The sequence below is a fragment of the Thioalkalivibrio sp. ALE14 genome (assembly GCF_000376845.1).
GTDB lineage: Bacteria > Pseudomonadota > Gammaproteobacteria > Ectothiorhodospirales > Ectothiorhodospiraceae > Thioalkalivibrio.
The window spans coordinates 231,560-253,571 of the sequence record NZ_AQXY01000031.1; the positions used below are offsets into that span (position 1 = coordinate 231,560).

General features: G+C 67.4%; 22 protein-coding genes. 10 read left to right on the forward strand and 12 right to left on the reverse strand.

The window, feature by feature from the left end; translation table 11 throughout:
* Positions 1 to 41: 41 nt before the first annotated feature.
* The 9 genes from F572_RS0113970 to F572_RS0114010 all read right to left on the reverse strand — a co-directional run bounded on the left by F572_RS0113970 (position 42) and on the right by F572_RS0114010 (position 8,412).
* A complete protein-coding gene (locus tag F572_RS0113970) occupies positions 42 to 1,391 on the reverse strand; it encodes a diguanylate cyclase domain-containing protein (protein WP_017942087.1) in 1,350 nt (449 codons plus the stop codon).
* Positions 1,392 to 1,515: 124 nt separating this feature from the next.
* A complete protein-coding gene (gene pgsA / locus F572_RS0113975) occupies positions 1,516 to 2,067 on the reverse strand; it encodes a CDP-diacylglycerol--glycerol-3-phosphate 3-phosphatidyltransferase (RefSeq protein WP_017942088.1) in 552 nt (183 codons plus the stop codon).
* 9 nt (positions 2,068 to 2,076) lie between these two features.
* Entirely contained in the window at positions 2,077 to 3,903 is a 1,827-nt protein-coding gene (gene uvrC, locus F572_RS0113980; RefSeq protein WP_017942089.1) for an excinuclease ABC subunit UvrC, read from the reverse strand.
* Between the two features lie 292 nt (positions 3,904 to 4,195).
* Positions 4,196 to 4,837 (reverse strand): uracil-DNA glycosylase, encoded by a 642-nt coding sequence (locus F572_RS0113985; RefSeq protein ID WP_017942090.1) that lies wholly within the window; start codon positions 4,835 to 4,837, stop codon positions 4,196 to 4,198.
* Positions 4,827 to 5,303, reverse strand: a complete 477-nt coding sequence (locus tag F572_RS0113990) for a CYTH domain-containing protein (RefSeq protein ID WP_017942091.1) — start codon at positions 5,301 to 5,303, stop codon at positions 4,827 to 4,829. The genes F572_RS0113985 and F572_RS0113990 overlap by 11 nt, the downstream gene beginning before the upstream one ends.
* Positions 5,304 to 5,493: 190 nt before the next feature.
* The gene (locus F572_RS0113995; protein WP_017942092.1) at positions 5,494 to 6,456 is read right to left on the reverse strand and encodes a beta-ketoacyl-ACP synthase III; all 963 of its coding nucleotides are present in this window, start codon (positions 6,454 to 6,456) and stop codon (positions 5,494 to 5,496) included.
* Positions 6,453 to 7,481 (reverse strand): phosphate acyltransferase PlsX, encoded by a 1,029-nt coding sequence (gene plsX / locus F572_RS0114000; RefSeq protein ID WP_017942093.1) that lies wholly within the window; start codon positions 7,479 to 7,481, stop codon positions 6,453 to 6,455. The genes F572_RS0113995 and plsX overlap by 4 nt, the downstream gene beginning before the upstream one ends.
* 99 nt (positions 7,482 to 7,580) lie before the next feature.
* On the reverse strand, positions 7,581 to 7,778 hold the full coding sequence (rpmF, locus tag F572_RS0114005; RefSeq protein WP_017942094.1) for a 50S ribosomal protein L32: 198 nt from the start codon (positions 7,776 to 7,778) through the stop codon (positions 7,581 to 7,583).
* 109 nt (positions 7,779 to 7,887) lie between these two features.
* Positions 7,888 to 8,412: a DUF177 domain-containing protein gene (locus F572_RS0114010; protein WP_017942095.1), complete on the reverse strand. Its 525-nt coding sequence runs from the start codon at positions 8,410 to 8,412 to the stop codon at positions 7,888 to 7,890.
* A 130-nt stretch (positions 8,413 to 8,542) separates the two neighbouring features.
* On the opposite strand from F572_RS0114010, the gene F572_RS0114015 reads away from it, so the two are divergent.
* From F572_RS0114015 to F572_RS0114025, 3 genes are read left to right on the forward strand one after another with little or no spacing between them, the layout of a single operon-like run.
* Positions 8,543 to 9,961 (forward strand): acetyl-CoA carboxylase biotin carboxylase subunit, encoded by a 1,419-nt coding sequence (locus tag F572_RS0114015; protein ID WP_017942096.1) that lies wholly within the window; start codon positions 8,543 to 8,545, stop codon positions 9,959 to 9,961.
* Between the two features lie 33 nt (positions 9,962 to 9,994).
* Positions 9,995 to 11,821, forward strand: a complete 1,827-nt coding sequence (gene oadA, locus F572_RS0114020) for a sodium-extruding oxaloacetate decarboxylase subunit alpha (protein WP_026143034.1) — start codon at positions 9,995 to 9,997, stop codon at positions 11,819 to 11,821.
* Entirely contained in the window at positions 11,814 to 12,416 is a 603-nt protein-coding gene (locus F572_RS0114025) for a nucleoside triphosphate pyrophosphatase (protein ID WP_018158515.1), read from the forward strand. The genes oadA and F572_RS0114025 overlap by 8 nt, the downstream gene beginning before the upstream one ends.
* Before the next feature lie 414 nt (positions 12,417 to 12,830).
* On the opposite strand, the gene F572_RS0114030 is transcribed toward F572_RS0114025, so the two are convergent.
* Positions 12,831 to 13,433, reverse strand: a complete 603-nt coding sequence (locus tag F572_RS0114030; protein ID WP_017942099.1) for a bifunctional 2-polyprenyl-6-hydroxyphenol methylase/3-demethylubiquinol 3-O-methyltransferase UbiG — start codon at positions 13,431 to 13,433, stop codon at positions 12,831 to 12,833.
* A 146-nt stretch (positions 13,434 to 13,579) separates the two neighbouring features.
* Between F572_RS0114030 and F572_RS0114035 the strand changes: the two genes are divergently transcribed.
* The 3 genes from F572_RS0114035 to F572_RS0114045 all read left to right on the forward strand — a co-directional run bounded on the left by F572_RS0114035 (position 13,580) and on the right by F572_RS0114045 (position 15,169).
* Positions 13,580 to 14,422, forward strand: coding sequence for an ion transporter (locus tag F572_RS0114035; protein ID WP_017942100.1), 843 nt, complete (start codon positions 13,580 to 13,582; stop codon positions 14,420 to 14,422).
* A 92-nt stretch (positions 14,423 to 14,514) separates the two neighbouring features.
* Positions 14,515 to 14,742 (forward strand): type II toxin-antitoxin system Phd/YefM family antitoxin, encoded by a 228-nt coding sequence (locus F572_RS0114040; RefSeq protein WP_017942101.1) that lies wholly within the window; start codon positions 14,515 to 14,517, stop codon positions 14,740 to 14,742.
* Entirely contained in the window at positions 14,729 to 15,169 is a 441-nt protein-coding gene (locus tag F572_RS0114045) for a type II toxin-antitoxin system VapC family toxin (protein WP_017942102.1), read from the forward strand. The genes F572_RS0114040 and F572_RS0114045 overlap by 14 nt, the downstream gene beginning before the upstream one ends.
* A gap of 237 nt (positions 15,170 to 15,406) precedes the next feature.
* Here the strand turns inward: F572_RS0114045 and F572_RS0114050 are convergent, their stop codons facing one another.
* Positions 15,407 to 17,092 (reverse strand): 2-isopropylmalate synthase, encoded by a 1,686-nt coding sequence (locus tag F572_RS0114050; protein ID WP_017942103.1) that lies wholly within the window; start codon positions 17,090 to 17,092, stop codon positions 15,407 to 15,409.
* A 179-nt stretch (positions 17,093 to 17,271) separates the two neighbouring features.
* Here F572_RS0114050 and F572_RS0114055 point away from each other — a divergent pair, with 179 nt between their 5' ends.
* The 4 genes from F572_RS0114055 to F572_RS0114070 all read left to right on the forward strand — a co-directional run bounded on the left by F572_RS0114055 (position 17,272) and on the right by F572_RS0114070 (position 20,870).
* On the forward strand, positions 17,272 to 17,763 hold the full coding sequence (locus tag F572_RS0114055) for an Lrp/AsnC family transcriptional regulator (RefSeq protein ID WP_017942104.1): 492 nt from the start codon (positions 17,272 to 17,274) through the stop codon (positions 17,761 to 17,763).
* 238 nt (positions 17,764 to 18,001) lie between these two features.
* Positions 18,002 to 18,619, forward strand: coding sequence for a transcriptional repressor LexA (lexA, locus tag F572_RS0114060; RefSeq protein WP_017942105.1), 618 nt, complete (start codon positions 18,002 to 18,004; stop codon positions 18,617 to 18,619).
* Between the two features lie 15 nt (positions 18,620 to 18,634).
* On the forward strand, positions 18,635 to 19,267 hold the full coding sequence (imuA, locus tag F572_RS0114065) for a translesion DNA synthesis-associated protein ImuA (RefSeq protein WP_017942106.1): 633 nt from the start codon (positions 18,635 to 18,637) through the stop codon (positions 19,265 to 19,267).
* Positions 19,268 to 19,436: 169 nt separating this feature from the next.
* On the forward strand, positions 19,437 to 20,870 hold the full coding sequence (locus F572_RS0114070; RefSeq protein ID WP_017942107.1) for a DNA polymerase Y family protein: 1,434 nt from the start codon (positions 19,437 to 19,439) through the stop codon (positions 20,868 to 20,870).
* Between the two features lie 297 nt (positions 20,871 to 21,167).
* Here F572_RS0114070 and rnk read toward each other — a convergent pair whose 3' ends face one another.
* Positions 21,168 to 21,578: a nucleoside diphosphate kinase regulator gene (gene rnk, locus F572_RS0114075; RefSeq protein ID WP_017941589.1), complete on the reverse strand. Its 411-nt coding sequence runs from the start codon at positions 21,576 to 21,578 to the stop codon at positions 21,168 to 21,170.
* Positions 21,579 to 22,012 lie beyond the last annotated feature (434 nt).

Sequence of the window (22,012 nt, forward strand, 5' to 3'; positions counted from 1 at the left end):
CTTCGTTAACGGCGCGTATTCTACCGCAGATTCCGGGTAGGTCAATACCCGCGATAGCCGATCGCATCCGCGCCGTGCACCGCACGGTCGAATACGACCACCTGATTGCGCCCGGCGTTCTTGGCCACGTACATCGCGGCATCGGCCGCCCGTGACAGCGCCGGGCCATCCGCTGCATCCAGCGGGAACAGGGCAATCCCGATACTGCACGAGATAAACACCTCGACCCCGTCGCAGTCGAACGGGGCGGCCAGCGCCGCGCGGACTTTCTCGCCGATCACGGCGGCATGCGCCCGGCTCTCCTCCACCGAGTGGAAGCGCGGCAACATCACCACGAACTCGTCACCCGCGATCCGCGCCGCGACGTCGCTATCGCGAATGGCGCCCGACAGGCGCTGTGCGACCTGACGCAGCAGCAGATCGCCCACCGCGTGCCCATGCCGGTCATTGACCGGCTTGAACTCGTCCAGGTCCACGAACATCAGTGCCACCTGTTGTCCCTCGCGGCGGGCGCCCGTCAGCTCGTGGTCGAGGATCTGGTAGAACAGGGTGCGATTGGGCAGAGCGGTGAGGGGGTCGTAGTGGGCCAGGCGCTGCATCTGCTCTTCGGTCGCCTTGCGCTCGGTGATATCCCGGGCGATACCGAGGAACTCCGTAACCCGCCCGTCTTGATCCAGCACGGGGGAGACGTTGCTGGTGTGCCAGCGGTAGTGGCCGTCCTGGTGGCGAATGCGGTATTCGATACCGCCCGCCTTCTGGCCCGTGCGCGCAATCCGGTCGAGAAAGGCGTAGCAGCCGGGCAGATCCTCCGGGGCGACATACTCGTCGATCGCGTGGTCAATCGCGGCGCTGATCGGATAGCCGAGGTTCTCGGTCCAGTTGGGCGAGACGTAGGTCAGCACGCCATCCGGCCGCAGCGAATAGATCACATCGCTGGCCGTCTCGACGAAAGCGCGGAACTTGGCCTCGCTCTGGCGCAGCGACGCCTCCAGCTCCTTGCGTTCGGTCACGTCGGTGGCAAAGCCGGTCCAGACAACAGTGCCGTCCTGGAGGCGGCGCGCGGTGTCGTAGGCAGACAGCCAGATCACCCCACCGCCGTGGCACTGCATGCGAAACTCCATGCTCCACGGCTCCGCCTGCTCCACCGAATCCATCGTGGAACGCATCACCCAGTCCCGGTCTTCGGGATGAATGCAGTCCAGCAGAGGCGCCCCATCGGTCTTCAGCGCCTCGCGGTCTACCCCGAACCAGCGCTCCACCATCTCGCCCACGTAGGGGTAGTCGAGATGCCCGTCGGGGCGCATGCGCAGCTGGTACACGAACCCGGGCAGCAAACCCTGAAGGGCCTCCAGGGTCTGGATGTTGTCGAGATCAAGCTGGGGGCCAAGCATGGGCGGTCCCGCGGGCGACACGTGGTCGATCAGGGCAGTGTATCGCCGAACCCCGGCAAGCGGAACGCCCTCGATGTCTGCCCGTCGCGCCGGGACCATCCGGCGACGAAAGCGGCACCCCGGGTCAGCGGTTGCGCGCGGCGGCCAGCATGTACTGGACCATCGACACCAGCGTGAGCGCTGCCGCCAGGTAAAGCAGCCACTCGCCGATCAGGAAGGTGGGCAGACCGACGATGGGCTCGGCCCACAGCAGCAGGAAGATCGCCACCATCTGTGCGGTGGTCTTGACCTTGCCCACCCAGGACACCGCGACCTTCGCGCTACCGCCGATCTCCGCCATCCATTCGCGCAGCGCGGAGATCGCGATCTCGCGCCCGATGATCACGATCGCCGCCAGGGCGAGGCCCAGCCCCGGGTTGTGGTCCACCACCAGCACCAGGGCCGCGGCCACGATCAGCTTGTCTGCCACCGGGTCGAGGAAGGCCCCGAATCGGCTGGTCACCTCCCAGCGCCGGGCGAGGTAGCCGTCCAGCCAGTCGGTGACGCCGGCCAGTGCAAAGATCACGGCCGCCACGATGCCGGCCAGCGGCATCGACAGGCCGTAGAACGCCGCCACCAGCAAGGGGATCATTACGATCCGCGACCAGGTCAGCCAGGTGGGCAGTTGGGGGAACATGGCAGTGCCTCAACTCTCGTGAAACTGGTCGTAGATCGACTGCGCGAGGCGTCGATGGATCCCTGGCACCTTGGTCAGTTCCTCGACCCCGGCCCGGCTGACCCCGCGCAGGCCGCCGAAGTGCTTAAGCAGCGCGCTGCGCCGCTTCGGACCCAGGCCCGGGATCGCCTCCAGGGTCGATTCCTTGCGCGCCTTCGCGCGGCGGGCGCGGTGCCCGGTGATCGCGAACCGGTGCGCCTCGTCGCGGATCTGCTGGATCAGATGCAGTGCACCCGAATGCGCGGGGAGTATAGAGGGCGCCTCGACCCCGCTCAATATCAGGGTTTCCATCCCCGGCTTACGCTCCTCGCCCTTGGCCACGCCCACCACCTTGATGTGGTCCAGCCCGAGATCCGCCAGCACATTCAGCGCCTGCGTCACCTGGCCCTTGCCGCCGTCGATGAACAGGATATCCGGTTCCTGCCCCTCGCCCTTTTTCAGGCGCGCGAAACGCCGGCCGAGCGCCTGGTGCATGGCCGCGTAGTCGTCGCCCGGCTCGATGCCCTCGATGTTGAAGCGGCGATAATCCGACTTGATCGGCCCCTCCGGCCCGAACACCACGCAGGACGCCACCGTGCCCTCGCCTCCCGTATGCGAGATGTCGAAGCACTCCATGCGCTTGGGTGTCTCTTCCAGGCCCAGCTCTGCGGTCAGCGCGTCTAGACGTGCCGTCTGGCCGGCCTGGCTCGCGATGCGGGTCTTCAGGGCCTGCTCGGCGTTGCGGCGGGCCATGTCCAGCCAGCGGGCGCGGTCACCGCGCAGCGACCATGCCAGCGCGACCTTCCCGCCGCGACGCTCCGCCAGAAAGGCCTCCAGCGCCTCCGCGCCCTGCGGCTCGTGCGACAGCAGGATGCGCGCCGGAGGTTCGCGTTCCGCGTAGTACTGCGCCAGGACCGCGGCCATGATCTCGTCGGTCTCGGTGGCCTCCGGCACATTGGGGAATAGCTCGCTGTTGCCGAGGTTCTGACCATTGCGCACGAAGAAGATCTCCACCGCGCAGGCCCCCGCCTCCTGCGCCAGCGCGAACACGTCGGCATCGCCCTCGCCGCCGGAGACGAACTGCTGCTCGGAGATCTGGCGCAGCCGCGCGATCTGGTCGCGCAGGCGCGCGGCATGCTCGAAGTCCAGACGCACGGACGCCGCCTCCATACGTTCCATCAGTTCCTCGATCACGGCCTCGCTCTTGCCCTCGAGGAACTTCACCGAGGCCTCGACGTCGCGGGCGTAGTCCTCCGGCTCGATGTAACCGACACAGGGCGCGGTACAGCGCCCGATCTGGTACTGCAGGCACGGGCGGGAGCGATGCGCAAACACGCTGTCCTCGCACTGGCGAACCTGGAACAGCTTCTGCAGCAGCGCCAGGCTCTCGCGCACGGCCCCGGCGGAGGGGTACGGACCGAAATAGCGAACGCCCTTCTTGCGCGCGCCGCGGTGGAATCCGAGCCGGGGGTATTCCTGGTTCGAGACGTAGATGTAGGGGTAGCTCTTGTCGTCGCGCAGCAGCACGTTGTAACGCGGCCGGTGACGCTTGATCAGGTTGGCCTCCAGCAGCAGCGCCTCGGCCTCGGTGTGCGTCACCGCCACGCGGATATCCGCGATCTGGCGCACCATCGAGCGGATGCGCGGACCGCGGTCGTCGCTGCCGCGGAAGTAGCTGGCCACCCGACTCTTCAGGTTTCGCGCCTTGCCGACATACAGCACGGACCCCGACGCATCCAGCATCTGATACACGCCGGGCGACTGCGTCAGGGTCTGCAGAAAGGCCTTGTGATCGAATCCGGTCTCGGGGGTACTCATGATCGCGTCAGGATACCGGAACTGCCCGGCCTCCCGGCATAGCCCCCGCCTGCCCTATGCCCTCGCACAAGCGGGAAACCATCCCTCTCGGGTCGAGCATGGTCTGCGCACGCCTGACGTTCCAGGCCTCGGACCGAGCCATGGTCCCCCGATTGCCACGGCCCGTTCGGGGCCTCGCAATGACGAGGAAAGAAGTTCGTCATCGCGAGCGCCGCAGGCGCGTGGCGATCTCCATGGACACCCCGGACACAGGCCCTGAGGCACCGGGATTCGGGCCTTCCGGGCCAGGGCGCTAACCGAGGTGGTTGCGGACCCGGGCGAAGAGCTCGTTAAACATCGCAGGGGTCAGGCGGCGGGTCTGCGTGTTGTAGCGCGAGCAGTGATAGGAGTCGACCAGGCGGGTGTGCGCGTCCAGTTCGTGCTCGGCGCCGTGGGCGAAGCGCAGGCTGGACAGCGGCAGGCCCCTGGCCCGCAGGATGGCGTCGTGGGCGATCTTGCCCAGCGCCAGGATCACTCGTGGCTGCATGGCCGTCATCTCGGCCGCGAGGAAGCCGTTGCAGGTACGGATCTCTTCGGTGGTTGGCTTGTTCTGCGGCGGCAGGCATTTCACCGCATTGGTGATGCGGCAGTCGATCAGCTCCAGGCCATCGTCCGCGCTCGTGCTCTCCGCTGCGCTGGCGAAGCCGTGTTCGTGCAGCGTCTGGTACAGCAACACCCCGGCATAGTCGCCGGTGAACGGGCGCCCGGTGGCATTGGCCCCGTGCATGCCGGGTGCCAGGCCGACGATCAGCAGCCGCGCATCCAGCGGCCCGAAGGACGGCACCGGCGCGGCGTGATACTCGGGATGCTTCGTCCGGACGTCCTCCAGAAACGCCGCCAGGCGCGGACAGGCCCGGCAGTCCGCAGCGAAGATTTCGCGTGACTCAGGAGGCATCCGGCCAGTCGCGGTAGGGGTTCCGCGCGAGTTCGGTGTTGTAGTAACGCGGGTCGTGGGAGACCTCCTCGCCCAGCCAGTCGGGGCGCGGGAACTCGGCATCGCTGCTCGGCAGTTCCAGCTCCGCAACGATCAGGCCGGCGTTGGCGCCCTCGAACACATCGATCTCGTACTCCCAGCCATCCACGTCCACCCAGTGGCGGGTCTTTTCCACCTGGGGCCCGGCCAGGGTGTCCAGCAGGCGGTGGGCCTCGTCCACCGGGATGTCGTACTGGTATTCGTCGCGCTCCACGCCGAGGGTCGCGCTCTTGATGTTGAGGTTGGCCCCCTCCTCGTCCACCCGCACACGGATGGAGGCGCGGTCATTGCCGCACAGGTAGCCCTGGCGCATGTACTGCGAGCGCACGACTTGCGCGCGCCAGGCGTCGCCGGCCAGCAGGAACTTGCGTTCGATTTCGCGCCCCATGTCGTCGAGTACTCCCCTTTTGACGAATCGCCTCGTGAGTCCATCCCTGTGGGAGCCTGCTCGCAGGCGAAGCCCCCGCCAGCGCCCGCGCCTGCCGAACGGCGCTGCGCGCCTCGCGATGACGTTCTCCCACCCTGTCATTGCGAGGCCCCGCAGGGGCCGTGGCAATCGCCCGGATGCACCCCGTGTGCTACATCCGGATCAGCGCGGAGCCCCAGGTGAAGCCGCCGCCGAAGGCCTCGGTCAGGATCAGATCGCCACGTTTGATCCGCCCGTCGCGCACCGCGGTATCCAGGGCCAGCGGGATAGAAGCAGCCGAGGTGTTGCCGTGGCGGTCCACGGTGACCACCACGTTGTCCATGGACATGTTCAGCTTCTTCGCGGTGGCCTGGATGATGCGGATGTTCGCCTGGTGCGGCACGAGCCAGTCCAGCTCGGACTTGTCGATACCGTTGTATTCCAGGGTCTCGTCGACGATCTGGTCCAGGGTGTTCACGGCCACCCGGAACACCGCCCGGCCCTCCATGCGGATGAATGCCAGGTCGGGGTTGTCGTTCGGCTGGGAGACGCCGCCGGGGACCTCGAGCAGGCCCTTGTGGTGGCCGTCCGCATGCAGGTGGGTGGAGATGATGCCCGGGTCGGGCGAGCGCGACAGGACCACGGCGCCGGCGCCGTCGCCCCACAGGATACAGTTGCCACGATCGGTGTAGTCGGTGATGCGCGAGAGGGTCTCCGCCCCCACGACCAGCACGTGACGGATCTCGTCGCTCTGCATGAAGCGATCGGCGGTCGCCAGGGCGTATACGAAACCGCTGCACACCGCCTGGATGTCGAACGCCGGGCAGCCGCCTACGCCCAGCTTGGCCTGCAGGATGCACGCGGTGCTGGGAAAGATCTGGTCCGGGGTGGTGGTGGCGACCAGGATCATGTCGAGATCGGCGGCCCGGATGCCGGCGGCGTCGAGGGCGCGTTCCGCCGCCTTCAGCGCGAGATCCGAGGTCACCTCGTTCTCGGCGACAATGTGGCGCTCGCGGATACCGGTGCGTTCGCGGATCCAGGCGTCCGAGGTGTCGACCATCGCCTCCAGTTCGGCGTTGGTCAGGATGCGTTCGGGCAGGTAGCTGCCGGTTCCACTGATGCGCGCGTGCTTCACTCGCTTGTCTCCTGCCCCAGGAGCTGGCCCAGTTGCTTGTCGATGCGCCGCGAGATGTTCGCCTCCGCCTCGATGCGGGCGATCCGGATGGCGTGCTCGAACGCCAGTTCGTCGGCGCTGCCGTGGCTCTTGATCACCACGCCCTGCAGGCCCAGTAGCGAAGCGCCATTGTACCGGCGATGATCAAAGCGGTGGCGAATCCGGCGCAGCACGGGGAGTGCGAACAGGGCGGCCAGACGCGAATACAGCGAGGCGCGGAACTCGCCCTTGATGTTGCTGGAGATCATCTTGGCGACGCCCTCGCTCACCTTCAGCGCAACGTTGCCGACGAAGCCATCGCAGACCACCACGTCCACGTCCCCGCAGTAGACGTCGTTGCCCTCGACAAAGCCGATGTAGTTCAGGCTGGACTCTTCCAGCATGCGGCCGGCCTCGCGCACCCGGTCGTTGCCCTTGATCGCCTCGGAGCCGATGTTGAGCAGCCCGACCCGGGGGGCCTCGAGACCGTCCACCGCATTCGCCAGCACCGAGCCCATCACCGCGAACTGGTACAGGTGCGCCGCCTCGACATCGACATTGGCGCCCAGGTCCAGCATGTGCGTATGCCCGTTCATCGACGGCAGGGCCGTGGCGATGGCCGGGCGATCGATTCCGGGCAGGGTCTTCAGGACGTAGCGGGCGGTGGCCATCAGCCCGCCGGTGTTGCCGGCGGAGACGCAGGCCTGGGCGGCCCCGTTCTTCACCTGGTCGATGGCGACCCGCATCGAGGAATCGCGCTTGGTGCGCAGTGCCACGGCCGGAAGTTCGTCCATGCCCACCACCTGGCTGGCATGCACGATATCGACCCGCTCGCGCTCGGCCGCGGTCCATCCGGACAGACCGGACTCGATGGCGTCCTGGTCGCCAACCAGCAGCAGACGAAAGTCATCCGCCACCTTGAGGGCGCGGCGCGCCGCCGGAAGGATGACGGGCGCTCCGTGATCGCCGCCCATCACGTCCAGTGCGATGGTAAAACTGGCAGTCATGTTCGGGTCCGACGAACGGCCACAGTGCGGCCGTATTCAAACGCGGAAAGGCCACGGTGCAAGCGCAGCCGTGGCCCCGGGACGGTCATTCCCTGGACCTTAATCTTCGTCTTCGTCGACTTCGACGTCCTGCTGGATCACCTGGCGACCACGATAGAAGCCATCGGGGGTCACGTGGTGACGACGATGGATCTCGCCGGTCGTCGGATCCGTGGACAGGGTGGCGCCCGTCAGCCCGTCATGGGAGCGGCGCATGTCGCGCTTGGAACGGGTCTTGCGGCGTTGCTGAACAGCCATGATGCATCTCCAGATTGATCAAATCCCGTGGCGACGGGAGTGAGCCCGGTATCAAAACGGGCGCAAGTATAACGGTTCGGCCCGGACAATGCGCCGGCCCGCCTCCAGGTTACGGGTCGTCCCGATCCGGGCCGCCCCCCTTTTTCAGTTGTTCCAGCACGGCGAACGGGTTGTCCCCGCGCTCGCCTTCGGTGAACTCGGGCCCGGCTGCCGGTTCGCAGTCCGCGTGGCGTGGCACCAGTGGCCAGGCCAGCAGGATCTCCTCCTCGATCCAGGCCGCGGGGCGCAGCAGGCCATCGGCCTCGAGTTCGACGAAATCGTCTCCCTCGCTCAAGCCCGCGCGCGTGCCTTCCAGCGGCAGCAGAACGGCATCCGGCTCCAGCCGGAATTCCCAGGCCATCGGCTGCAGGCAGCGCTGGCACGTATGCCACAACTCGCCGCTGATCACCCCGCTCAGGCGCATCTCGTCCAACGATCCGCGCTCCAGCTGGAACTGCGCGTGAACGCGCAGCGGGTGCCCCGGCAGGGCATCGGCGCGCAGTCGCGGCAGATCGTCCGGGCCCAGGTCACCCTCGAATTCGAGGTGCCGGGCACGCGGTTGCCACGGGTCAAGAGAGACGGGGATACGACTCATATCGGGCTCGGTTGCGAGGGCGCGGAATATACGCGCGCGCGGGCGATCTGTCAAAGCGAAACAGAAACTTGCAGCGCCCGCAAACGACGTCGATACTCGGGTTGTCATCGACCTGCCCGGGGCCTTCCGTTTGATCCGCAAGCTGCTCATTGCCAACCGGGGCGAGATCGCCGTGCGCCTGATCCGGGCGTGCAGCGAAATGGGGATTATTTCGGTCGCCGTGTACACGGATGCCGACCGCCACGCCCTGCACGTGAAGAAGGCGGACGAGGCCTACGCCATCGGCCCGGACTCCATGGGCGGCTACCTCAGCATCCATCGCCTGATCAGCGTCGCGCGCGCCGCCGGCTGTGACGCGGTCCACCCCGGCTACGGCTTTCTGTCCGAGAACCCCGATTTCGCCGCTGCCTGTGCCGCGCGCGATCTGATCTGGGTGGGCCCGGATGCCTCGGTCATCCGCCGCATGGGCGACAAGGTCGCGGCGCGGCGGGCGATGATCGAGGCCGGTGTGCCGGTCACGCCCGGCTCCGAGGACAATCTGGAAGATGCCGCGGCCGCGCTGGAGGTCGCCGAACGGATCGGCTACCCGGTGATGCTCAAGGCCACCAGCGGCGGTGGCGGCCGCGGCATCCGCCTGTGCGAGGACGCGGCGGCCCTGGAACACAACTTCGAGCGCGTGCGCTCCGAGGCCACCCGCGCCTTCGGCAGCACCGAGATCTTCCTGGAGAAGGCCGTGGTCAATCCGCGGCACATCGAGGTACAGATCCTCGGCGATGCCCATGGGCACGCTATCCACCTGTTCGAGCGCGACTGCTCGGTGCAGCGGCGCCACCAGAAGCTGGTGGAGATCGCGCCCTCGCCACAGCTGACGGAAGCCCAGCGGCAGCATCTGGGCGAGCTCGCCGTACGCGCAGCCAGGGCCGTCGGCTACCAGAACGCAGGGACCGTCGAGTTCCTTATGGACTCCGATGATTCGTTCTATTTCATGGAGATGAACACGCGTCTTCAGGTCGAACATCCAGTTACCGAGATGATTACCGGGGTCGATATCGTGCAGGAGCAGTTGCGCATCGCGGCCGGCGAGCCGCTGCGCTATGTCCAGTCCGAGATCACCCGCCGCGGCTACGCCATAGAGTTCCGCATCAACGCGGAAGACCCGAAGAACGACTTCCTGCCGAGCTTCGGCCGTATCACCCGCTATTTCGCCCCGGGCGGCCCCGGGGTGCGCACCGACGGCGCCATCTACACCGGCTACACCATTCCCCCGCATTACGACTCGATGTGCGCCAAGCTGATCTGCTGGGCACTGGAGTGGGATGACCTCCTGGCACGCGCCAACCGTGCGCTGCGCGATATCGGGGTATTCGGCGTCAAGACGACCATCCCGTTTCACCTGGCGATCGTCGACCACCCGGTGTTCCGCAGCGGGCACTTCGACACCGGATTCGTGGCGACCCACCCGGAACTCACACACTTCCCCGGCAAGCGCTCGGACCGCCAGATTGCGGTGGCCATCGCCGCTGCCCTCGCCGCTCACCACGGGTTATAGACCGCAACTCGCCGCCCGGACACCGGAATGACCATGGATCGAGTTCACATCACCGATGTCACCCTGCGCGACGGCCACCAGAGCCTGATCGCCACGCGCATGCGTACCGAGGACATGCTGCCGATCTGCGAGCAGATGGATGCCATCGGCTTCCACTCGCTGGAGGTCTGGGGCGGCGCGACCTTCGATGCCTGCGTGCGCTTTTTGAAGGAAGACCCGTGGGAACGCCTGCATCAGCTCAAGGCTGCGCTGCCGAACACCCCGTTGCAGATGCTGCTGCGCGGGCAGAACCTGCTGGGCTACCGGCACTACGCCGACGATGTGGTGCGCGCCTTCGTCGAGCGCTCGGTCGCCGGCGGCATCGACATCATCCGCATCTTCGACGCGATGAACGACGCCCGGAACCTGCGCACCGCGATCGAGGCCACCCGCGAGGCCGGTGGCCATGCACAGGGCACGCTTTGCTACACCACCGGCCCGGTGCATTCGGCCGCCGAGTTCGTTGCCCTGGGCCGCGAACTGGTGGACATGGGCGCACAGAGCATCGCGATCAAGGACATGGCCGGACTGCTGACCCCGTCTGCCACCCGCGAGCTGGTCACCGAGCTGGTGGATGCGCTGGACGTGCCGATCCACCTGCACGCGCATGCCACCTCCGGCCTGTCCGAACTGTGCCACTGGCAGGCCATCGAAGCCGGCTGCGGGCATATCGAGACCGCGATCTCCGCCTTTGCCGGCGGCACCAGCCACCCGCCGACCGAGAGCCTGGTCGCCGCCCTGGCGGGCACCCAGCATGACACCGGGCTGGATCTGGTCGCGCTGCAGAAGATCGGGCTGTACTTCCACGAGGTGCGCAAGAAGTACCAGCGCTTCGAGAGCGAGTACACCGGGGTCGACACCCGCGTGCAGGTGAACCAGGTGCCCGGCGGGATGATCTCCAACCTGGCAAATCAGCTGCGCGACCAGAACGCGCTGGATCGCTTCGACGCCGTGCTGGAGGAGATCCCGCGGGTGCGCGAGGACCTCGGCTACCCGCCCCTGGTGACCCCGACCTCGCAGATCGTCGGCACCCAGGCGGTGATGAACGTGCTGGCCGGCGAGCGCTACAAGACCATCACCAACGAGGTGAAGCAGTATCTGACCGGGCATTACGGCCGGGCGCCGGGGCCAATCAATGCGGTCGTGCGGCAAAAGGCCATCGGCAATGCCGACGTCATCGACTGTCGCCCCGCCGACCTCCTGCCGCCGGAGATGGACAGCCTTACCGGCGAGATCGGCGATCTCGCCCGGGGGCCGGAGGACGTGCTGACCTTCGCCCTGTTCCCCGAGGTGGGGCGCCAGTTCCTGGAGCAGCGCCGTGACGGGACCCTCGACCCGGAACCGCTGACCCTGCCGGAGAACACCCAGGCCGGCTGCCCCGCCCCGGTGGAGTTCAACGTCACCTTCCACGGCGAGACCTATCACATCCAGGTCAACGGCTCCGGCCACCACCGGGAAGACACGCGCCCGATGTACGTAACGGTCGACGGCATGCCGGAAGAGGTGCAGATCGAGACCCTGGACACCATCGAGACCGCTGGCAGCAGTGCCGCAGCCGGCGGTGGAAGCCGCAAGAAATCCCGCCGCGCGACCCGCCCCGGCGACGTCACCACCTCCATGCCCGGCACCATCATCGACGTGCTGGTGGCCGAGGGGGATCGCGTGGAGGCCGGCCAGCCGGTGCTGGTGCTGGAGGCCATGAAGATGGAATCCGAGATCGCCGCGCCGGTGTCCGGGACGGTCACCGCGGTGAACGTGGCCAAGGGGGCCGCGGCCAACCCGGACGACGCCCTGATCGAGATCGATGGCGACGATGAGTGAGACGGCGCGCAGGCTGGTCCTGGCCTCCACATCCCCCTATCGCGCGGAACTGCTCGGGCGCCTGCATCTCCCGTTCGAGACCGCGCGCCCCGAAGTCGACGAGACCCCGCGGCCCCACGAGCGGCCCGAGGCCATGGTCGAACGCCTCGCCGAGGCCAAGGCCCGCGCGGTCGCCGATGCCTACCCCGACCATCTGGTGATCGGGTCCGACCAGAATGCCAGCCATGCCGGCCATATCCTCGGCAAGCCGGGAAGCGCCGACCGCGCGGAGGCCCAGCTCGCGGCACTGTCCGGCGAGACCGTCACCTTCCACACCGGCCTGGCCCTCCTGGATACCGCCACCGGCCAGACCCGTAGCGGACAGGTGCCGTTCACCGTCACCTTCCGCGAACTGACGCCGGAGGAGATCCGGCGTTACGTGGCCCTGGATCAGCCGCTGGACTGCGCCGGCAGCTTCAAGTCGGAGGGGCTGGGCATCAGTCTGTTCGCGCGCATGAGCGGCGACGATCCGACCGCGCTGGTCGGCCTGCCGCTGATCACCCTCGGCAACTGGCTGCGCGAGGCCGGCGTCGCGATCCCGCCTGCACCGAACTGACCGACCCGTCCAGTCCCATCATGGGATTCGCTACGCTCGACCCATCCTGCGAACCGGCGACTGGCTGAAGCTCGTTCCGAATCAAAGCCCCACCTGATTCGCAACGAGCGTCCGCCAGACCCAAGGACCGTGCGGGCCCGGGTCGAGCTCGCGTCTCCGGCTGCCCCCCGATTTCGTCATCCCGGAAACCGCGTAGCGGTTATCCGGGATCTGCGCGCTGGGGGTTGCCCCGACGGGGGAGATCCCGGCTCTTCGCTTCGCTCCGGCCGGGATGAAGGGGCAGGGGAAAGGGACGTCAGGAGGGTGACCTTCCCAAGAAGGCCTGGATCAAAGTGGCCCGGGACGGTCCATGCACGTCCCCGAATGAGCCCCGCCAGTGGCAGGCTCTCGTGGCTGACCAGGAAGCCGCGGGGGTCAAGCCCAGTCCAGCCGCGGCTTGTGTGCCAGGATCTGCACGACGGCGCCGCGCCCGGTGTGAAACTGCCCCTCGAGCACGTCGCGTTCGCGTTCCACGGCCTCCTCGAATTCCAGCCCGTCCAGCTCCTCGACCAGCGCATCCCGGGTCATCATCAGTTCGGCCGTGGGCGGCCCACCCGTCCCCCAGTCCAGCTGGGCCGGGGTATAGGCCTCGAGGATGAACACCCCGCCCGGGCGCAGCCCTGTCACCACCTCGGCATGCAGGCGGCGCCGGATCGCCGGCGGTACATGGCAAAAGATCGAGGTAATCAGATCCCACGCGGCCGGCTCGATCGCGTAATCCGCGAGATCCGCCACCAGGGTCTCGATGTGGACACCCCGGTCGGCGGCCAAACGCTCGGCCTTTTGCAGGCCGACGGCGGAACTGTCCACCGCGAGCACCTCGAATCCCTGTTGCGCCAGGAACACGGCATTGCGCCCCTCCCCTTCGCCGAGGCACAGGGCACGGCCACGCGGCACGTTGGCCACCGCGGCACGCAGGAAGTCGTTCGGTTCGGTGCCGTAGACGTATTCGTCCGTGGCGTAGCGTTCATCCCACATCCCTCGTCTCCTTTGATCACCCGCCTGCGCGGGCCCGGCCGCCCGTCCTGTACCGGGCATGACACAACTCGCGCTGCGCGATTGCCGGAATCCCGGGTTTACCCTACTCTTGCGCGTCCCCGAGCACTGCGACGACCCCCGACACCATGAGCGAGACCCCCACGCTGCGCACGCGCCTGGAAGGCTTCATCGAGGCCCGCCTGACCCAGCGCTTCATCATCGGCCTGATCCTGCTCAACGCCCTGACCCTGGGGCTCGAGACTTCGGACACCGTGATGGGCTGGATGGGCCCGGTCATCCTGACCGCCGATGCCCTGATCCTGTCGCTCTTCACCGCCGAGGTGCTGGCCAAGCTGTTCGTCTACCGGCTGAGTTTCTGGCGCAACCCGTGGAACGTGTTCGACTTCTTCGTGGTGGGGATCGCGCTGATCCCGGCCTCCGGTCCGTTCTCTGTGCTTCGCGTGCTGCGCCTGCTGCGGCTGGTCTCCATGGTCCCGAAGCTGCGCTTCATCGTGGAGGCGCTGCTGCGGGCCATCCCGGGCATCATCTCCATCATCGGGCTTCTGCTGCTGATCTTCTACGTGTTCGCGATCATCGCGACCGGCCTGTTCGGCGAGTCCTTCCCGCAGAAGTTCGGCACCCTGGGCGCTACCATGTACAGCCTGTTCCAGGTGATGACCCTGGAGGGCTGGTCGGAGGACATCGCCCGCCCGGTGATGGAGGTCTACCCCTGGGCCTGGGCGTTCTTCGTGCCGTTCATCCTGATCGCCACCTTCACCGTGCTGAACCTGTTCATCGCGATCATCGTAGACGCCATGCAGCGCATGCACGACCGCGCGATGGAGATCGAACAGCAGATGATCCACGACAGCGTGCATGAGGAGAACCAGGCCCTGCACGCGGAGATCCACGGGATCCAGCAGGAAACCGTCAAGCTGCAGGAACGCCTCACCCGCATGCAGAACATGCTGGAGAAGCGGGTGAAGTAAATGCCTTTGCGTCCCCCAATGGGCCCCGTCATTGCCGAACGCACAACCGCGTGCTTCAATATCAGAAAATGAAGCACACTTGAGGGGGCGCCATGAAAGAGCTCAACGTCCGCGAGATGCGGGCCTCCATTGGACACCTGGACGAAATCGTACAGGCGTCCGGCGAGATCACCATCACCCGCCACGGAAAACCGATTGCACGGGTTTTGCCCGTTCGTCGCGGGCGCCAGCGTCCCGATCACCACGAGCTTCGCCAGCGCACCGCGCAGCTGATTCCCTCGGAGACCCTCCTCAGGGAAGAGCGCGATGAGCGCGGATGAACGGAGCTACCTCGACACCAGTGCCCTGGCCAAGTGGTACCTGAACGAACCGGGCTCCGAGGCCTTTGTCGGCTACCTGCAAAAGGTCGACGTCGCCATCATCAGTCGTCTGGTGGCCACGGAACTGCGGTCCCTGCTCGCACGGCGCCGACGCATGGGCGAACTGCCGCAGGAGCTGGAAACGATCATCTTCGCCACCTTCCAGGACGACATCTCCAGTGCCTCGCTACAGCTCTATCCCTTCGATGACTCACTATTCGAGGAAGCGACCAACCTGATCACCCGTTACCCCGAACACCCACTGCGGACGCTGGACGCACTGCACATCGCAACTGCGCGGCATCACGAGATTCCAGTCATCGCCACCGCAGACAACGTCCTGGCGGACGCGGCTTCATCGATGGGCCTGATCGTTCGTCGATTCTGACGTCTCCGGCACCCGACGCGCTGGAGAAGTAAAGAGCCCGGGACGGAACCCGGCTGCGGCGCTCCGGCGCGGGCGGGGCTTCGCCGCCAAGGCGGCTCCTACAAGACCGCATCCCACCTCCGGTAGGAGCCTGCTTGCAGGCGAAGCCCCTGCCAAAGCCAGCCCCACCTCGACGAACGGTGCTTGCGTGGCCTTCAATGCCCCCTGCGCGCCCTCGGACACGCAGGGGCGGCTGGATCAAGCGTTGACGGCGGCCGGTTCGGCGGCGCGTTCGCCCAGGCGTCGGCCGGTGGCGTTCAGCACGGCCTGCAGGGTGGCGGCGGTGGTGTCCTCGCCCAGGGCAACACCCACGGAGCGTTCACCATCGACCTGCACATCCACCGCGGCCATCGCGCGTGCTTCGGTGCCGGACTCCATCGCGTGCTCGTCGAAATGGGTCACCTTCACCTGCACCCCGCGCTCGGCCTGCATCGCGGCGGTCAAGGCCTCGACCGCGCCGTGGCCCTCGCCCTGCAGGCGGGATTCACGCCCGGGCGGGCCCATGGTCGCGTCCAGGCGCACCACCGGGCCTTCCTTCTCGATCTCGTAGCGCACCAGGTCCCAGCCGGCGACCGGGGTCAGGTAATGCTGCTCGAACAACTCGTGGATGCGCCTGGATGACACCTCGATCTGCGAGGTCTCGGCGTCCTTCTGCACGATGCGGGCGAATTCGATCGCCAGCCAGCGCGGCACCTCGATGCCGTAGTCGCGCTCCAGCACATGCGCCACGCCGCCCTTGCCGGACTGGCTGTTGATACGCACGACCTCCTCGTAGCGCCGCCCCAGGTCGCCCGGATCGATCGGCAGATAGGGCACGTTCCAGTGGCCACCCTGCTCCTTGTAGTGCGCCAGCCCCTTGCGGATTGCGTCCTGGTGGCTGCCGGAAAACGCGGTGTAGACCAGCTCGCCCGCCCACGGGTGACGTGGGTGGATGGGCATGTCGGTGCACTCCTTGTACACCTCCATCAGCCGTTCCATGTCCGACAGGTCGATGGTCGGGTCGATACCCTGCGAGTACAGATTCATGCCGACGGTAACCAGGTCCATGTTACCGGTGCGCTCGCCATTACCGAACAGCGTGCCCTCCAGGCGGTCGGCCCCGGCCAGCAGGCCCAGCTCGGCCGCGGCCACGCCGGTGCCCCGGTCGTTGTGCGTATGCAGCGACACGCAGAAATGCTCGCGGTACTGCACGTGGTCGCAGAACCACTCGACCTGGTCGGCGAACACGTTCGGTGTAGCGGATTCGACCGTTGCCGGCAGGTTGATCACGACCTTCTGACCCTGGTCCGGGCGCCAGATCGCGTTCACCGCATCGACCACCTCGACCGCGTAGTCCAGCTCGGTGGTCGAGAAGCTCTCCGGCGAGTACTGGAAGATCCAGTCGGTCTGCGGGTACTTCGCCGCATAGTCCCGCACCCAGCGCGCGCCGTTCTCGGCGATACCGCGGATACCGTCGCGGTCCATGCGAAACACCTGCTCGCGCTGCGCCGGGTTGGTGGAGTTGTACACGTGCACTACCGCACGCGGGGCGCCCTCCAGCGCCGCGAAGGTCTTCTGGATCAGGTCCTCGCGCGCCTGGGTCAGCACCTGGATGTACACGCCCTCGGGGATGCGGTCTTCGTCGATCAGGCGGCGGGTGAAGTCGTAGTCGATCTGCGAGGCGGACGGGAAGCCGATCTCGATCTCGGTCAGGCCGATATCCGCCAGCACCTCGAAGAAGCGCATCTTCTGTTCCACGCTCATCGGGTGCACCAGCGCCTGGTTGCCGTCGCGCAGATCCACCGCGCAGAAACGCGGTGCAACCGTCGTGCGCTGGGCCGGCCAGCGGCGATCGGACTTGTCGATCGGCGGGAACGGGGCGTACTTGGTGTGATCGAAGGCCATCGTGCTCGTCTCCTGTAAGGGCGTGACTTGCCGTGAGGTCGGCCGCCGCGCTCCGGATTTCTATCTGTGCATTATCCTAACGCATTCATCCGGGCATAACCTTGCGTTTTTCCCTATAAAGGCCTTAGTTGGGATCTATTGTTGCGCATTCAAGGGCTATATGCGCAATAATCCTCCCCATGAAACCACAACCACACTCACTCGACCGCTATGACCGTCGCATCCTCGAGATCCTGCAGGAGGATGCGAACCTGTCCAACCAGGCCCTGGCGGAGCGCGTCGGGCTCAGCCCCTCTCCCTGCCTGCGCCGGGTACGCGCGCTGGAGCAGGCCGGTATCCTGCTGCGCCGCGTGGCGCTGCTGGACCGGCGCAGCCTGGGCCTGGAGCTGACCGCCCTGATCCACATCGGCATGGACCGCCACACCCCGGAGCGCTTCGCGCATTTCGAGGAAACCGTAGCCGGCTACCCCGAAGTCCAGCACTGCTACCTGATCACCGGCCAGTCCGCCGACTACATGCTGCAGGTGGTAGTCCCCGACATGGATGCCTACCAGGACTTCCTGCTGCGCCGCATCACCCGCCTGGAGGGCGTGGACAGCGTGCACTCCAGCTTCGTGCTGCGCCGCGTCGTCGACCGCACCGCCCTCCCCCTCGACTACACCGCCTCCTGAGCACTCCGCGCTCAAGGTCAAGGGCGGTCTACAGGAAGATGGGAAGGTTGGAAGATTAATGGATATGACGGCGGTGCCATAGCACACGTGGAAGTACAACGTGAACGTCTGCGATCGCGCTTTACCCTAAAAACCTTCCGATCTTCCCATCTTCCTGTGAATCGCCCTTGACCCTTTCGCTTGTCCTCGTGTGGGGCGTGGATGTACTGTATATATAGACAGTTACTGGAGGGGTCTTGTGTCGCTTACGGAACGCCAGCAGGCCATCCTCGACTACATTAGCGAGACCATCGCCACCCAGGGCACGGCGCCGACCCGCAGCGAGATCGCCCGGGCCTTCGGCTTTCGCTCGCCCTATGCGGCCGAGTGCCACCTGAAGGCCCTGGAGAAGAAGGGCGCCATCGAACTGCTGGGCGGCACCTCCCGCGGCATCCGCCTGCCGGGTTCCGCGCGGGGCGCGCCGGCCGAACTGCCCCTGGTCGGGCGCGTCGCCGCCGGGTCGCCGATCCTTGCCACCGAACACATCGAGCGCCACTACCGGGTCGACGACACCCTGTTCCGCGCCCGCCCGGACTACCTCCTGCGCGTGCACGGCGAAAGCATGCGCGATGCCGGTATCCTCGATGGCGACCTGCTGGCCGTGCGCCAGACCCCGGAGGCCCGCCCCGGCCAGATCGTGGTCGCCCGCATCGAGGACGAGGTCACCGTCAAGCGCTTCGCACAGGACGGCCCCAAGATCCGCCTGCTCCCGGAGAACCCCGACTTCGCCCCCATCGAGATCGACCTCGAGCGCCAGGACCTGGCCATCGAGGGGATCGGCGTGGGCGTGCTGCGCGATCTCGACCCCCAGGCCTAGGGGAAACACTGATTCATGGGCACGCTGGACACCCTGCTCGACCACCCGGCGCTCTGGCGCGGACGCAGCGCTGCCCCCGCCCCGGATGCCCCGGTCTGGCCCAGCGGCCACGCGGAACTGGACCGGGCCCTGGGCGGGGGCTGGCCACGCGGCCAGCTGGTCGAACTGCTGGGGGCCCCGTTCGGCTGCGGCGAGACCCGGCTGCTGGTCCCCATGCTGGCCGCCTGCGGCCACGACGGCTACTGGATCGCGGTGATCGCGCCCCCGGCCACGCCCTGGCTGCCGGGCTGGCAGACCCTCGGCATCCCGCCGGAGCGGGTGCTGCTGATCCACACCGAGCACGATCGCGACACCCTGTGGGCCGGCGAGCAGTGTCTGCGTGACCCGGCGTTCGGCGTCCTGCTCGCCTGGCTGCGCGGCCCCGTGGAGACGGCCCTGCTGCGCCGGTTGCGTCTGGCTGCCAGCGAGAGTCGGGCCTGCGCGATCCTGTACCGGCCACCAAACGCCGCGGCACAGCCTTCGCCGGCCCACCAGCGCCTGCGCTGGCAGCCCGCGGCCTCCGGCCTGGAACTGCACTGCCTGAAGGGGGGCGGCCACTGGGCCCGCTCCGGCCAACCCCTGCGGGTTCCCGAAGCGCCGGAGGCCTGAAATGGGCCAGCCCGCCCGCCCCCCGCATGCGGCCATGCCCCCGGAGCCGGCGCGACAGCAACTGAGCCTGCTCCCGGTCGCCGCCACGCCCGCGCCTGTACCGGCACCCCAGCCACCGGAGACGCGCCCCGCCCGCTCCGGCGCCACCCGCGCGCGGCAGGAACACTGGATGGCGATCGACCTGCCGCATCTGGCGCTGGACGCCCTGGCCCGTGCGGAACCGGACCCGGAGCGGTTGCAGCGCCCGCTGCTGGTGGTGACGTCCGGCGCTGCCCCCCGGGTGCATACCGCCAACCGCGCGGCGCGGCGTGCCGGCGCACGCCCCGGCATGGCGCTGGGGGATGCGCTGGCCGTGCTGGACACCCCGGAACTGGTCGAGCACGACCCGGATGCCCTGCAGGCCCAACTGGAGATGCTGGCCGGTGTACTGCTGCGCTTCTCCGACCACGTGCACCCGGAACCGGAGGCAAGCCGCATCCTGGTGGAGGTCGGACGCAGCCGCCGCCTGTTCGGCGGCCTGGAGGCGTTGGGCCAGCAGGCGCGGGAGACCCTGGTCGAACTGGGCTTCCATCCCCGCATCGGGCTGGGGCGCAGTCCTGCCGCCGCGCGCCTGCTGGCCCGTCTGCGCACCCCCGCGATCGCGGAAGACCCCGAGGCCCTGCGCCGACTCCTGTCGCCGGTCCCGCTGGAGGCCCTGCCGCTGGCCAACACTACCCGCGAGGGCCTGCACGCCGTGGGCCTGCGTCAACTGGGCGACCTGCTGCGGCTGTCACGCCCCGAACTGGCCCGGCGCCACGGACCGGAGTTGCTGGACCTGCTCGACCGCCTGCTGGCGCGGCGCGCGGAGACCCTGCCCCGCTTTGTACCGCCCCCGGTGCTGGATCTGTCCCTGCGCCTGGAGCACGAGATCCACGCCACCACGGCCCTGGCCTTCCCGCTCAAGCGCCTGCTGCGCCAGGCCGAGGCCCAGCTGCGTGGCCTGAACCGCAGCCTGCAGGGAATGACGCTGGAACTGATCCACCGCGAGGCGCGCACCCGGCTGACGCTGGAACGCGGCCAGCCGGGGATTCGCGCCGACGAGTGGTTGCCCCTGTGGCAGACCCGGCTGGAGCGCGAGACCCTGCCGGAGGCCGTGATCGGCCTGCGCCTGCAGGCACCCCACCTGCTGAACCCGGCGGACCGGGGCGACAGTCTGCTCGCCGAAGATCCGGCGAGCAGACCACCGGCCGATCAGCTACCCGCCGTGCTGGCTCGCCTGCGCGCCCGTCTGGGCGAGCAGGCCGTCGCCCGCCTGATCAACCGCCGCACCCCGAGACCGGAGGATGCCCAGAGGCCGCGACACGATCTCGCCGCCATCCCGGCCCCGACCGCCCCGACTCCCGGCCAGCGCGCCGCCGGGAACGCCCTGTGGCTGCAGGGCCCCGAGCCCGCCGCGCCCCCCGAGCAGCCCCAATGGCTGGGACGACTGGAAGACGGCTGGTGGGATCACGGCCAGGATGCACGGCGCGACTACGCTTGCAGCCGCGACCGTCAGGGCCGGCGGCTCTGGCTGTACCGCTGCCTGCGCAGCGGCCAGTGGTATCGCCAGGGTTACTGGGGCTAAGGAAACACTGATCAATGTACGCACTCGCGCTCGAGTCGCTTTTGCGTGGGAACAAGGCGCGGTGACTGCCGTGCAGTCATTCTGCACAAGAGAACCGCAACGCCGTTCCCGCGCAAAAGCGGCCGAGCCCCTGCTTTCAATGGTCTGTGGGGTTGGCACCCCAGGTTCCCCGATCCTGCGTTGCGGCCCTTGCCGGTAGAACCACTACCGGCTGCGCACCGCGCCTTGTCTCGGAAAACCTGGGGTACCAACGCGAGTGTGTACATTGGTCAGTGTTTCCCTAAGGGGGACGCCGCGTCAGCGGTGGTATTCGCCCGCGCGCTCCGGCTGGTACTCGACCTCCTCGATGCGCACGTGCATCTGCCCCCCGCCCGGCCGCGGCCACTCGATCTCGTCGCCCTCGGACAGGCCCAGCAGCGCACTGCCCACCGGCGCCAGGATCGACAGCGTGCCACCGCTCTCGTCCACATCACGCGGGTACACCAGTGTCATCGAGAACTCGTCGCCGGACTCGATCACCTGGAACCGGACCTTCGAGTTCATCGTCACCACCGAGCCCGGGACATCGTGCGAATCCACGACATCCGCGCGATCCAGTTCGGACTCGAGATCGGCCTTGCCGGGGAAACTGCCATCCGGCAGCGACTCCAGCAGCTTGTCCAGGCGCTCCATGTCCGTGGCGGAGACGATGATCTTCGGCTTGTTCACTTTCTTACTCCAGAATGCAGAACGCGCCTCCGGGGAGACGCGCCAGGCAAAAGATATTCAGGGAATTTCCGGAAACCGGAAAACTTACTCGGGAGACTAGCCAAGACCCGGCAAAAAAGCCATAGCGCCCGTCACAGTGCTCGTAAGGGGGAGCCGCACCTAGGGAAACACTGATTAATTCGCACGTCCGCGTTGGTGCCCCATTTTTCCGAGACAAGGCGCGGTGCACAGCGCCGTAGTCACTCTACGGTCAAACCCCGCAACGCAGGATCGGGGAAAATGGGGCGCCAACCCCTTGAGGGCTCGGCCGCCTCGCCTTCTGGATTCGGGCCCGCTGACCGCGTTGCGGCTCGCTTATGTAGCTCGGCTACATTTCGCTCACCGCGCCTTGTCAGCGAGCAAAATCGATCGAGCGCGGACGTACGAATTAACCA